13 protein-coding genes are annotated in these 12,908 nt (G+C 45.7%); 4 read left to right on the forward strand and 9 right to left on the reverse strand.

The genetic code is table 11. The features are described 5' to 3' along the window. Nucleotides 1-325 precede the first annotated feature (325 nt). Complete coding sequence (locus E5342_RS17735; protein ID WP_121736852.1) at nt 326-2,581, forward strand: inorganic phosphate transporter; 2,256 nt, start codon at nt 326-328, stop codon at nt 2,579-2,581. Nucleotides 2,582-2,669: 88 nt separating this feature from the next. Here the strand turns inward: E5342_RS17735 and E5342_RS19535 are convergent, their stop codons facing one another. Then, the gene (locus tag E5342_RS19535; protein WP_135959970.1) at nt 2,670-2,852 is read right to left on the reverse strand and encodes a hypothetical protein; all 183 of its coding nucleotides are present in this window, start codon (nt 2,850-2,852) and stop codon (nt 2,670-2,672) included. Nucleotides 2,853-2,868: 16 nt separating this feature from the next. Between E5342_RS19535 and E5342_RS20045 the strand changes: the two genes are divergently transcribed. Then, nucleotides 2,869-2,997, forward strand: coding sequence for a hypothetical protein (locus tag E5342_RS20045; RefSeq protein ID WP_259463443.1), 129 nt, complete (start codon nt 2,869-2,871; stop codon nt 2,995-2,997). Here the strand turns inward: E5342_RS20045 and E5342_RS17745 are convergent. From E5342_RS17745 to dapB, 4 genes are read right to left on the reverse strand one after another with little or no spacing between them, the layout of a single operon-like run. Then, nucleotides 2,977-3,597: a WbqC family protein gene (locus E5342_RS17745; protein ID WP_121736854.1), complete on the reverse strand. Its 621-nt coding sequence runs from the start codon at nt 3,595-3,597 to the stop codon at nt 2,977-2,979. The genes E5342_RS20045 and E5342_RS17745 overlap by 21 nt on opposite strands. Before the next feature lies 1 nt (nt 3,598). Next, the gene (lepB, locus tag E5342_RS17750; protein ID WP_135959971.1) at nt 3,599-4,459 is read right to left on the reverse strand and encodes a signal peptidase I; all 861 of its coding nucleotides are present in this window, start codon (nt 4,457-4,459) and stop codon (nt 3,599-3,601) included. Nucleotides 4,460-4,478: 19 nt separating this feature from the next. After that, on the reverse strand, nt 4,479-5,876 hold the full coding sequence (locus tag E5342_RS17755; RefSeq protein ID WP_121736856.1) for a S26 family signal peptidase: 1,398 nt from the start codon (nt 5,874-5,876) through the stop codon (nt 4,479-4,481). Nucleotides 5,877-5,892: 16 nt separating this feature from the next. Further along, nucleotides 5,893-6,609, reverse strand: coding sequence for a 4-hydroxy-tetrahydrodipicolinate reductase (gene dapB, locus E5342_RS17760; RefSeq protein WP_135959972.1), 717 nt, complete (start codon nt 6,607-6,609; stop codon nt 5,893-5,895). Between the two features lie 76 nt (nt 6,610-6,685). Between dapB and E5342_RS17765 the strand changes: the two genes are divergently transcribed. Then, the gene (locus E5342_RS17765) at nt 6,686-7,966 is read left to right on the forward strand and encodes a DUF2851 family protein (RefSeq protein WP_121736858.1); all 1,281 of its coding nucleotides are present in this window, start codon (nt 6,686-6,688) and stop codon (nt 7,964-7,966) included. A gap of 777 nt (nt 7,967-8,743) precedes the next feature. Here E5342_RS17765 and E5342_RS20400 read toward each other — a convergent pair. Next, a complete protein-coding gene (locus tag E5342_RS20400) occupies nt 8,744-9,013 on the reverse strand; it encodes a hypothetical protein (RefSeq protein WP_432707226.1) in 270 nt (89 codons plus the stop codon). Between E5342_RS20400 and E5342_RS19885 the strand changes: the two genes are divergently transcribed. Beyond that, nucleotides 8,895-9,158 carry a hypothetical protein gene (locus tag E5342_RS19885; protein ID WP_183128564.1) on the forward strand — a complete coding sequence of 88 codons (264 nt, stop codon included), beginning with the start codon at nt 8,895-8,897 and terminating at the stop codon, nt 9,156-9,158. The two genes, E5342_RS20400 and E5342_RS19885, sit on opposite strands and share 119 nt — an antisense overlap. A gap of 45 nt (nt 9,159-9,203) precedes the next feature. Here E5342_RS19885 and E5342_RS17775 read toward each other — a convergent pair whose 3' ends face one another. The 3 genes from E5342_RS17775 to E5342_RS19450 form a co-directional block, all read right to left on the reverse strand. Beyond that, on the reverse strand, nt 9,204-11,894 hold the full coding sequence (locus E5342_RS17775; RefSeq protein WP_135959973.1) for a hypothetical protein: 2,691 nt from the start codon (nt 11,892-11,894) through the stop codon (nt 9,204-9,206). Nucleotides 11,895-12,000: 106 nt separating this feature from the next. Next, nucleotides 12,001-12,597: a hypothetical protein gene (locus E5342_RS17780; RefSeq protein ID WP_135959974.1), complete on the reverse strand. Its 597-nt coding sequence runs from the start codon at nt 12,595-12,597 to the stop codon at nt 12,001-12,003. Next, a partial coding sequence (locus E5342_RS19450; protein WP_432707227.1) for a hypothetical protein occupies nt 12,594-12,908 on the reverse strand: 315 nt, incomplete at its 5' end. The genes E5342_RS17780 and E5342_RS19450, both read right to left, overlap by 4 nt.

Genomic DNA, 12,908 nt, shown 5'->3' on the forward strand with positions numbered 1-12,908 from the left:
AGCCGCCGTCTTAGGTGAAGGAGCCAGTCGAAAGAGTGGCTCCTTTTTTTGTTATATACACCGGCCGTTATTTCTTTGGAGTGTTTTTCCAAGTAATTAGAATCTTGTATACTTATTTCCCTTCTAAATATGTAATCGCAAATGATATAAAAACCTTTAGTATATGTGTTTCTTAAAAGAGAAATACTTGATGTTAATTTCAACCTAATTCCATATTTGGTTGTTTTTGAATCTAATCCGTAGGTTGTAACATCATTGTAATATGTATGTAACCGGTGTGAAATAATTGTTTCAGAATTTTGTGCAAGAATTATAACAATCAGTAATGGAAACATTTTATTTGTTCTTGGTCATATTTTTGTTTGTATTGGCCATCGTAGATTTATCGGTCGGTGTTAGTAATGACGCCGTGAATTTCTTGAATTCAGCTATTGGCGCAAGAGCCGCATCCTTTAAAGTTATTATTGCGATTGCTGCCGTGGGGGTCTTTGTAGGTGCGGCGTTATCCAATGGTATGATGGATATCGCCCGGCATGGTATTTATCAACCCCAGCATTTTTATTTCTCGGAGATCATGTGTATCCTTGCGGCCGTTATGCTTACGGATGTGGTGCTACTGGATATTTTTAATTCGTTAGGTATGCCGACCTCGACAACGGTTTCCATGGTATTTGAGTTGGTAGGTGGAACGGTAGCGATCGCCTTGGTAAAGATCGCTAATTCCTCGGGTGCTTTGCAATTGGGGGATCTACTGAATACTGAGAAGGCTTTTACCGTGATTCTAGGTATCTTCCTTTCTGTGGCGATCGCTTTTTTCTTTGGTACGATCGTGCAGTATCTATCCCGAATCTTGTTCTCGTTTAATTATAAGAAAAGCTCTAAATATTTTATTGGTCTTTTCGGAGGTTTGGCTGCCACTTCCATCATTTATTTTATGCTGATAAAAGGACTGAAGGCAAGTTCTTTTATGACGGGTGAGTTTAAGGATATGGTGTATGCCAATACGGGGATGATCGTTTTGGGGTGTATGGTATTTTTTACGCTCTTGATGCAGGTATTGCATTGGTTGAAGGTGAATGTATTCAAGGTGGTCATTTTGATGGGTACGTTTGCCTTGGCTTTGGCTTTTGCTGGAAATGATTTGGTGAACTTTATCGGAGTACCTTTGGCCGGCTATTCCTCTTATATGGATCTGATGGCGCAGGGAGGGACTACTACCACGGATACATTTTTGATGACCTCCTTGTTGGGAACGGCCCAGACACCTTGGTATTTTTTGGTGGGTTCCGGTGTCGTGATGGTGATCGCCCTGGCTACTTCTAAAAAGGCCCAAAACGTGGTGAAGACTTCCTTGGATCTGTCTCGTCAATCGGATGGAGAGGAGTCTTTTGGTACATCGCCTGTCGCACGGGTATTGGTACGGAATTGCAGTAATATATCCGTTACGATATTAAGTATCGTGCCGACTCCGGTCAAGAATTGGATTGATAGCCGTTTCGACCAAAGCGAGATGATCATGGATGATAAGGCCAGCTTCGACTTGGTACGTGCCTCGGTGAACGTGGTCCTGTCCGGATTGCTGATCGCTTTGGGAACCTCCTTGAAATTGCCTTTATCTACGACGTACGTGGCCTTCATGGTCGCTATGGGTACTTCGTTGGCAGACCGTGCTTGGGGGCGTGAGAGCGCCGTATATCGCATCACAGGCGTATTGTCCGTGATCGGTGGTTGGTTTATTACGGCGGGAGCCGCCTTTGCGATCTGCTTCATCGTCGCTCTTTTGGTTTATTGGGGAGGTATCCCTGCTTTGGTTGCTATGATCGGTTTGGCGATCTATTCGTTGGTTCGTAGCCACTTCGCTTATAAGGCCAAATTACGGAAAGAGGTATTGAAGGAAGAGGTGAATTCTACGGTGTCTAAACTTCGTAAGGCTACGGATACTCGTGAGGCTTTGGCCTTGTTCCGTGAGCATAGCCGCGAGGAATTACAATCTGATATTGATTTTACGGCGGAGGTATTCGATAAGGCGGTGAATGGGTTCATGAATGAGAATCTTCGTGAGTTGCGCAAGGTCTTGACCGCCGTGGAGGAGAAGAGGATTCACCTGAAACAGGTGAAACGTGTAGGTACGCTTGGAGTAACCCAATTGGATCACGATATTGCCGTGGAGAAGGGGCTTTACTATTATCAAGGAAATGATTTCGCTAGTGAGATCATATTCAGTATCCGTCGCTTGGCAGAACCGATGAAAGATCATATTGATAATAATTTCAGCCCGTTGAGTGAGGTACAGAAAGATGATTTCGGAAAGGTGTCGGTACGAATTATTTCTTTCTTGCGGAATTGCGCTACGATGATCCGTAAAAACGACTATATCGGTTTTGAGGAGCTGATCGCTGAGTCTGTAACCTTGATGAACCAACTTACCGCCTTGAAGAAAGGGGAGTTGAAACGTATCCAAGGGCAGTCTGGCAGTACGAAGGTGAGCATGCTCTACCTGACGATGGTACAGGAAGCCCAGAACGTGGTCTCCTTTACGGGGAACCTATTGAAAGTGAGCAGGAAGTTCCAGAAGGAATAATCAATCTGTATTATATTGGGATGGTGGGAGATGGGGTATGTCCCGTCTCTACTGGTTTAGGGTTTGCATTTTCTTTTCTTTGACTAACTCACTTTCGTTCATTTGCAGGGATGGGACTGTACACATCTTGATAAAATCTCCTGAAGGATTCGGCGAGCGCTGGGTCCGGCGGGTGGCTCTTGATTCCCTTGGAGTAATTCGGCAATACAGTTGTATATAGGGAGGATAATACGCAGGGAGCCATATCAATCCAGCCGGCTATCTCTTTCATCTTGATGTTCGTGGTGATGGCGAGGCTTTCGCTGGGATGTATGTGGGATAAGGATTATAACGAGGGCATCGTTATCTTGATCCGTAAAACCTTGCTGGCGATAGCGGGACTGGCAAATGGCGTTTCACGTCTCCGACGCCCGTAAAGTAACAAGTCCTTCTGGACCCATATTGAATAGTAAATCAGCAATACTCAGATTGGGGAGGAATCCGAATTTCTCCCGGAATACTTGATAATAAGGTTCCGGGCGGAAGGTGGGATCCTCCCCTTCGTGTTTCGGGCGGATCGTTTCCCGGAAATCGTTGGCTACCTCCGGTTCATAATGGTCGGTGTAGACGACAGAGGGTTGCATATCCAACAGGTCACAGACCAGACGGCGCAATTCCTCGTTGAAGTCGAGGAGAAACTCGTATTTCTTCTCGTAGAAAGGAGCGAAGTCATCGGCGTAATACTCGAAGAACGGACTCATATTGTAGGCCGATACCAAGGCGTTCCAGTGTAGGTGCCGCCAGTTCCCGTGGTCGGAGATACGGATATCCTTGGTCTGGCATTTCAAGGTATCTGGCTTGACAATGGGGATGGATAAGGAGAGCGGGCCATTTGCTGCGGCGATGACGCAGCGGTTACGGTAGGTTTGCTTCACGTAATTCTCGGCGGTTTCGATATGGACCTCCGGGTATTGGAGCATCTTGCAATATTGTTGTATGGGGCCTAGATAGGCGGTCGCTATATATACAGGTCGCATGTTAATGAACGGGTTTAAAGATTCGTTGTTTGTCGGGGCTGTACCAGCAGAGCCAAGCGTTGCCGACGATATGGTCGGCCGGTATGAAACCGAGATGGCGGGAATCTACCGCCTCGTTGGTATTATCGGACAGTACCCAATAGTAGTCTTGTCGGAAAAAGAAGAAATTAGTCTCCCGCCCGTCCAGATATAACTTTCCGTCACGGAAGGAAGCCTTGCCATCCGTCTCCCGCATGATGATCTCCTTGCAGGCGGTGAGCGAGGCTGCGTTCAGCGGGTAAGCCCGGTCTTTCCGTGGGACGATCAACATGTATTCTTGCATTTGTTCCCCGATAAAATGACGGTTTATGGCATCGGGCAATTCCTCCCTCAATTGATATTCCTCAAAAGCCGTGAGGCTGAGCATACAGCCGAAATTCTCCTGCCTGAAATCCCTGAGTGGGATATCTAATTTCTCTAACGTCTCCAAGAACGTCTCCTTAGCGCTCAGTGTGATGAAATAGGAACTAAGGGAGCGGGGAGAGCGGGGGATTTTCTGCCCGTTTATCGTATATCCGTCCATGCTGACCCGGATCGTATCGCCTGGCATACCGATGCAGCGGCTGATAAATAAGGGAGCATCCGCTGAATCTCGTGAGAGCGGGCTGGTAAAAAGTATGACTTTACCTCGGACGGGCTTATCTTTCCCCAGTATTTTATTGACTAGGATATAATCCCCTTTATGCAGGGCCTCTTCCATAGAGTCCGTGGAAATGCGGTAGGACTCTATGCAAAAAAGGCGTATGAGCATAACGATCCCTGCGGCTAGCGCGAAAGCTACCAGCCATTTCATGAGAACTATCAAGAATCGTTGGATTGTCATAATACGAAGTTGTCACCTCTTAATCCGGATGTACCCAACGGAACAGGCGGTTCCAACGGATACCACCGTCGAACAGACTGCGGTCCTTATCCAAAGATAACCAAACCAAGATCGGCTTACCGACAATGTGATCCTCGGGTACGAAACCCCATGAGCGGCTATCCGCACTATTATGGCGGTTATCGCCCATCATCCAGTAATAATCGTATTTAAACGTATAGGAAGTCTCGGGCTTGCCGTTGATGTAGACCTTGCCGTCCTTCGCTTCCAAGGTGTTGTTCTCGTAATTCTTGATACATCGGCTGTACAACGCCAGATTACGTTCGTCCAACGGGATGGTAGCCCCTTTCTTCGGGATCCAAAGCGGCCCGAAGTTATCACGGGTCCAGCCGGTATTGTATCCGACCGGATAGGTAGGGCCGCCCAACGTCTCCGGCTCGATGATAACCTTCTTCACGGTAGGTAACTTCTCCGCTATCGCCAAGGCCTTTTTCGTGAGTGGCAGGCGATATACCGGGTTGTACTGTCCGTTTGCGTTAGGCGTAAAGCCTAGGTATGACAATAGGTTCTGGTAATAACCGCCGCTGGAGGCCAGCATACGGTCATCCTTGCTTACGTCCATCAAACGGAATTGCTCCTCTGTGATCGGGGAGCCGTCTGTTTCGATGAAGTAGTTGAATTGCATATCTTTCGGGTTCTCGGCGGGTTTACCGTCTATGTACACTTGGTTGTCTATGAGTTGGAGCGTATCACCCGGCATACCGATACAACGCTTCACGTAATTCTCCCGTTTGTCGACCGGGCGGTACATTACCTCGCCGAACGTGGCCTTATCCAATAAGATACGTTCCCGTCCGTACTCCTCGACCAAGGAGTAGTAATCCGGGTTTTGCACTTTCACGGCGATCGTGTCGCCTGCGGGGAAGTTGAACACTACGATATCATTACGTTTCACGTGGCCCAAACCTTTCACCCGTTTGTAGCCCCATTCCGGCCAATCCAGATACGATTTACAGTTTAAGATAGGCAACGTATTTTGTACCAACGGGAAGGAGATCGGGGTGTTCGGTACGCGAGGGCCGTAACTTAATTTGCTGACGAACAGGTAATCTCCTACCAGCAAGGATTTCTCTAGGGAAGAACTCGGTATCTGATAGTTCTGGAAGACGAACAAATTGATGAAATAAACGGCTACCAGCGCGAATACGATATCGTCCACCCATTCCAATACGTTGCGTACCGCCGGGTTCTTAGACTGTTTCCAAGCTCCCCAAGGGATGTAGTGCGTCAAGAATATATCGACTAGGACGATTAATCCCAGCAGTAACCATAAGTTTTGCATCCAGATAGCGAACAACGTGTATAATACGGCCGCTATACTAAACTTGATCCATTGTTTTTTCGTGAACTTCTTCATCTTTTAGCTAATACGTTTAGAATTTGAATAAGTCATTCATGCCTAGGAAACCTTTCTTTCCGGCGGTAAACTCTGCCGCTATTACGGCGCCTAGCGCAAATCCGGCACGGCTCTTGGCATCATGCTTGATACTGATCGTATCTACGTCCGACTCATACGTGATCTCGTGGATACCCGGAACCTCACCCTCACGGATGGCGTGGATCGGCAGGTCGGTCGCGTTCTCGGCGTTCTCTAAGGTCCAGCGGTCTTTACGATCGATGTTTTCCAAGATACCTTCGGCCAACGTGATAGCCGTTCCACTGGGTGCGTCCAGCTTGTGGATATGGTGAACTTCCGTCATCTTAACGTCGTAGGAGGGGAAGTTGTTCATGATTTTCGCCAGATACTTGTTCATGGCGAAGAAGATATTTACGCCGATGCTGAAGTTAGAGGCATAGAAGAAGGTCTTGCCCTCTTTCTCGCATTTCTCCTTGATCTCGCTGATACGATCCAACCATCCGGTAGTGCCCGATACGACCGGCACGCCTACCTCGAAACATTTCATATAGTTATTGAAAGCGGTAGCCGGGGTAGTAAACTCAATCGCCACGTCAGCGCTCTTGAATGCTTCCGAATATATATCCTCCGCATTATTGATATCTACGATGGAAACAATTTGATGTCCTCTCTGGATGGCGATCTGCTCGATCGTTTTGCCCATTTTCCCGTAACCTATAAGTGCAATTTTCATACTTTAATTCAATTAATGTCGCAAATATACAGAAAATGAATTACATTTGAATCCAAAATCTTAACTCTGAAAGAATATGGAACGTTTATTACACTATGTTTGGAAATACAAACTCTACGCAAGTACTTCATTGACTACCACCGAGGGGCTTCCCATCGCTGTTATCGATCCCGGAATACAAAACACCGACGCCGGTCCCGACTTCTTCAACGCCAAGATAAAGATTGACGGCACGGTATGGGCCGGAAGCGTGGAGATCCATGAGAAAGCTTCCGATTGGTTGCTGCATCATCATGATTCGGATAAGGCATATGACTCCGTTATCTTGCATGTAACGGGCGTGAATGATGCGTCCATCTGCCGGATGAACGGTGAGCTTATTCCTCAATTGATATTACCCGTTCCGGAACCTATCCGGAAAAATATCGATTGGTTATTGGCTAGAGAAGTGCCAGTTCCCTGTCTGGAACGGATTCAAGAAGTAGACTCCGTGCATCTGGCCTCGTGGATGGATACCTTACTCAGTGAGCGGCTGGAACGAAAGACAGAGGATATATACCGCCTGCTGGATCAGTACCAAGAGGATTGGAACGAGGTATTCTATATCCTATTGACCCGTAGTTTCGGCTTTGGTGTGAATAGCGACGCTTTCGAGTGGTTGGCCAAAAGCCTCCCCCTGCGATATATCCAAAAACAAAGAGCTAGCGAGTCGCAAGTAGAGGCGATGCTTTTTGGACAAGCGGGTATGCTCTCGGAAGAGGGATCCTGCCATTACTACCGTCTGCTGAGGCGAGAATATGAGTTTCTCCGCCATAAGTTCGATCTCAAGCCTTTGGATGAATCCTTGTTCAAAAGCCTCCGCATCCGTCCGACCAACTTCCCGCATGTAAAGTTGGCGCAACTGGCCGCTATCTGGCATCGGTATGATACGTTGTTCTCAATGATTCTGTCCGCTTCTTCTCCTAGAGAGATCAAGGATTATTTCCGTATCCAACCCTCGGATTATTGGAAGAATCATTATCATTTCCGTTATGCCTCTCCGGAGAAAGAGAAGGAGATCGGGGAGAATGCTCTTAATATATTGCTGATAAACACGGTTGTCCCTTTACTTTTCGCTTATGGGGGACGGAATAAATTACCGGAATATTGTACCCGTGCGACTCGTTTGTTGGAAAGTATCCCACCGGAACGAAACCATATCGTAACCGCTTTCGCTCGATCCAGTATCCATGTCCGTAACGCCGGTGATACACAATCGCTCATCCAGCTGAAACGGGAATATTGCGAGAAGCGAAAGTGTTTGTATTGCCGGATTGGGTTCAGGTTGCTGAAACGGAGTGCCAATCCTCCTCTTTGAGGGATGTATGGGTGGTATCAAGCAGCGCGAGTACCTCGTGCGGCCGAGTGATTGTCATATCCTGTATACGGGCGACATGATAGATACTGTCTTGCCCAGTTGTTATGCCGGGGGTATGCTTGTTGGCGCAGCTCCATCCGATAACGAGAGAAATGACCCATAGGGGTACTATAAAGTGTCTTATTTTATTCATGTTTGATATCGATCAGATCATTAGGCAAAATACGAATATGTAGAGTAGTCTTTTCAGTATATTATGTACGATGTTGGTAAATTCTTCAGGTGTGATGTCGTCCCTGCCGATAAAATGGGGAAGTTCGTATTCGGGAAGCTTTTCTCTCATTTCAATGTTCTCGTTGATACAGCGCACAAGTGCGGTCTTGCATTTATTCAGTTTCCGTCGATAATAGACGACTGCGATGGAGAGCATCATGATGTGGAGATCACTTCTGTTCTCCGTATAAATCACTTTTATCTTTATTCGGGACTTGTGATCCAGTAAATGAGCATAAAGATAAGTGCTATCAAGCCTATATCTAAGGTCATGAATTTCAGCTATGTCGCATATCGTTCCCAGGGTGACTGTATCGGGAATGCCTTAAACAAGGCTATTGTTCCTACGATGATCGTCATGACAACCTTGAGGCCATAAACTACATTCGTATTGAGTAGCTCTATCGGTTTTATAAGCACGTAATTGTAAATGCAAAAGGTGCAGTCCATATAGACGCACGCCGTGAAATACTCGGCGAAATTATATTTATGGCTTCCTGCTTTTCAATAAACGATATAGCAGCTAATAGCGACTGGCAGCAACAGTGTCATCTTGAAAAGGATGTCTGATGAGAGGATGGTCTTTGTAAACCAATTGTTGGTGATTGTTATATTTTGGCGGAATAAAAGATCTATCCCGAAAATGTCGCCCAGTATGGAGTATATTACTGTAAAGACGATCAATAGCTGCATGAGCATGGCAATGGGAGAAGAGTATTTCGTCCATTTACCATGGAGATACTCTTTTATGACGATCCATGGATGTAGTATCAAACCGACAAAGGTCTCTCAGAAGTCGGAGGTGATTCCCGAGAAGTTCATCATAAAGTTTTTGCCAAACGTCCTTATCGTGATTCGGGCGGGTGTTTGTGTAGATTGTCCGCAATTCAAGCAGGTTATCATAAGGGATTATCTATGAGTAAGTATTACCGGATGCGACATGCGCTCGCATCCGGTAAATGGTTTATAAAGCTACCTTATATCGTTTCTCTCCAATAATGATGATGTAAGAGCCTTTGTTTAAGTTTACGGTAATATCTCCGGCTACCTCATCCAAGGAACGGATCAAGCTGCCATTGAAAGCGTAGATCCATACACACTCTGCGGAGGGAACCGACAGATGGAGTTGCCGATCGGCGGTCCATATCTTCACGCCATTTTCCTCTACCACTGCGTTTCCGGTCGGTGTATTCTCCGTGATACCTTCGATCGTGATCGTGATATTCTCGTAGATGCTTGAGATCGTGTAAGTGCCGTTTCCGTCTGGGGTTACCTCTGTATCGTTCACTTTTATGATGGGCTGTGACTGGTCGTAATCCGGATCTAGTTTCAGGGAGAAGCTGAATGAGGAGCTCTCACTTTCCCAGTACGTACCCGCTGTCGGAGAGGTGATGATACCTTTTACGGATGGCAAGGTGATGCTGTAATAAGTAGGTTCAGGTTCAGGAGCAGGTCCAGTGATCGTAAAGTGATGGTATAAGGTTACGGCATGATTCGCTTTTCCAAACTCAGCTCCTTCAGTCCACTTCTCCGCATAAACCTTAATGCGGTATTGCCCTGTCTCCAAGCCTGTATATGTATAGGCACATTCGTGACTATCCGGAGTACCTCCTTCCGGTGTTCCTTCTACGGAACGCATTACGCTGTTATGATAAGGTATCCATTCCCCGTTTACCTGATGTTCCAACTCTCTATCCGACACCTCGTAATCGCCAAAGAAGAAGTCGGAATGAGCCACTAGGCTATAACCATCCCAATCCGTCATTTCAAATCCGGTAATGGATAGCATATTCAAGCCATCGAGATCCACTACCTGTTGGATCGTACCGGTCTCATCGATGAACTTACCGCCGTTATAAACCGTAGCGTTCAAGGATTTGAACGAATCTCCTTTTTTCAAGGTAGCGGTAGCGTCCTCCTCAACGATAAAGGCCGCCAAGTTATTGTCTCCATTTAGTGTAAGCTCATAATTCTGTTTTGCGGTGACAACGCTGGACGTGTATTCCTCATACTCTTCCACCTCTTTCAATTGGACATTGTTTAAGGTTACTTTGACCGGAGATTCCGTACTTTCATTATTGGCAAATAGCAACATATTGGCATTCTTATATTCTTCGCTAGTTCCATCAATGGATACGGTGGCTCCATCGATCGTCTTGATGGTTATCTTGTCTTTTAAGTTAGCGATTTCAAACATGAAGTATAAAGTAGCGTTATGTGCTTCATTATCAATATGAGTTGAGGTCACTTTCATACGATAAGTACCTGTCTCTGTAGTCGTAAGATTGATTACGACTTCAGCGGAACGATTCGGGTTTTCTGCAGGGGTATCCGCACGCAATTGGGATTTCGATTGTACGTCCTTCCACTCGCCATCAAACTTTTCTATCGTATGGTCTCCCAATAGCCAATAACCAGCATCCAAAGAGTTTCCTACCGCTCTTAAGCTAACGCTGATCGCATTTTCGATTTGGTAGATAATCGTATCCGTGAACTCGATCATCGTATGATTACTCAAATCTTTGACAGAAGAGACCGTAGCGGTCTCGTCCGTGAAAGAGCCTCCATTACGGACAGAAGAGATTGATAGTTTCTCGTTCATATCCTCACCTGCCGTTTCCGGTTTCAAAGTGATTGTTGAACCTTTCGCCAATAGAATCGAGCCGAGATCGTTTTTTCCTTTCAATGTAAGATTTACCGTTGCGCCCGGCTCTACATTTACGGAAGGCGTTTCAACGGTATGTTCAGGGATTTCAATGTTATTCAATATTGCGTCTTTTACTACTCCATCCTTACCAGCTGTGATTAATAGGCTTGGTAGGATAGTGGTCGTCTCTGTTCCCAATTCCAGCTGATCATCCTTGATCTCGTATTCGCTTGCGATCAGCTCATAGGGTTTGCTATACCAAGTTGTCTTGCAATTATCTTTGGTCGTTTCGATTTTGAAACGATAGGTTCCTTTTACGGCTGTCGTAAAAATGTAGGATGCACGTAAAGTCCACTTCTCGGTCTCGCTTCCTTTGGTGGATCTCAATTCCGGACTCTCATTCTTGGATTCACCGCCTTTGATCTCATCATAATTTACCCATTGGCCGTTTTGGTAGGTTTCCACGATGACTTTCTTGTAGAAAGACTTGACCGCATACTGGAGAGAAACGCTTTTTATTTGAGTACCATCCGGTACGGTAATATCTTCATTAGGCTTAAATTCCTGTATCCATAATCCGGCTGGGCCTAAGATCATGCCTTCGTTTCCTGTCTCGTCCGTGAACCGCCCCTCGTTACTGACTGATTGTATACTTAGTTTTTGGGGAGATCCTAACAATGTCAGTTCTGTGTCTTTTGCGATAGTGATAGTCCCTAGCGTGTATGTTATGTTCTCATCTCCTGTGAAGTGTATTTTTGCTTTTCCGCTTTCAACCGTGATGGTCTCGATCGTGCTGTTATTCCGTAAGGAAATATCAATTGTATCCGTTGGATTCTCGGAGGTACCATTGATGATTAGTTCTTTTACGTGAATCACATCCGTATAGTCTACGTCTTTTGTGATAACCCACGCTTCTGTTTGCGCTTGTTGCGCCGTGACTACTTGGGTCAATCCTGCCAATAATAGCAAGATCCCACCTGTTACTTTTCGAAGGAGAGATTGCCTCATACTCTTTTTATTTTGATGTTAGTTTCAGTTTAGGATTTTCTGGGTTGCCCATAGTTCCTTTATCAAGATTCTATTCGTTACAATTTAATAGTTATTATATAACCTCTTATCGGCTAGTTATTAGAAGTACATGGTTTTCATCGAGCGCGGTCTTTATCATGTCGGCCCCTTTGGTGACTTTACACAGACTTATCTCGTCGCCTTCTACTTCTTCAATTTTAAGTCTGCCGATTATTGTCTTCGCTTCCTTGCCTGCGATTGTCTTGACGAGGAAAACATCAAACTGCTGGCCCTTATACACTCCGTCGGGTGCTCCAAGATCTATATAGACCCCCTTTTGCTTGTTCTTTTTAACCTCACCTTTTTCAACGATAGAGGCACGTAGTGGAAACATCTGGTTATAAAAGTTAGCCACCTTGGACGTCAGGCGTTCAAGGGCATTGTTGATCGCTTTTTCGCCGGAAGCCATCCAATAAAGATCACTGTCGTATATGCTGAATGTCTGGCTATTAATCAATGTGCCATTGTAAGAGTCTTTCAAATTTACGGTCACGCTTATAATCCTGCGGTAAGATGTGTTGGTGGTTTTATTCCCTTTGCTGTCCTTATTTGTTTCTGTCTTGGAGACGGTGCTGATATTGACTATCGTCCCATCAACATAAAGTGTCGGAATATTATTTGAGAGTTCTTCTTGAGGAATCACACCATCGGACAGTCGGAAAAGAATAACTTTCTCAAGCCATTGACAATACTCGCCCTGACTGCTTCGGCATATTGGGGCTGCTGTTTTGTGGTTTGGCCGTTGAGAAGGACTTCCGCCACATCTTTAAGGACTTTTACGGCGGTGCCGGAATTTCCTTCGTGCGGCGGGGTGTATATGAGTTCTCCAACGCCAACCTTATATATGACATTCCTATCCTTCTGACCGAATGCGTGATAGGAACTGATAATAGCCAAAGACATTGATGTCCCATTAAAATCGGAAAGAGTACTTTGAAATTGTTGAAATTTAGT

Source organism: Parabacteroides distasonis, from assembly GCF_004793765.1.
GTDB classification, from domain to species: domain Bacteria; phylum Bacteroidota; class Bacteroidia; order Bacteroidales; family Tannerellaceae; genus Parabacteroides; species Parabacteroides distasonis_A.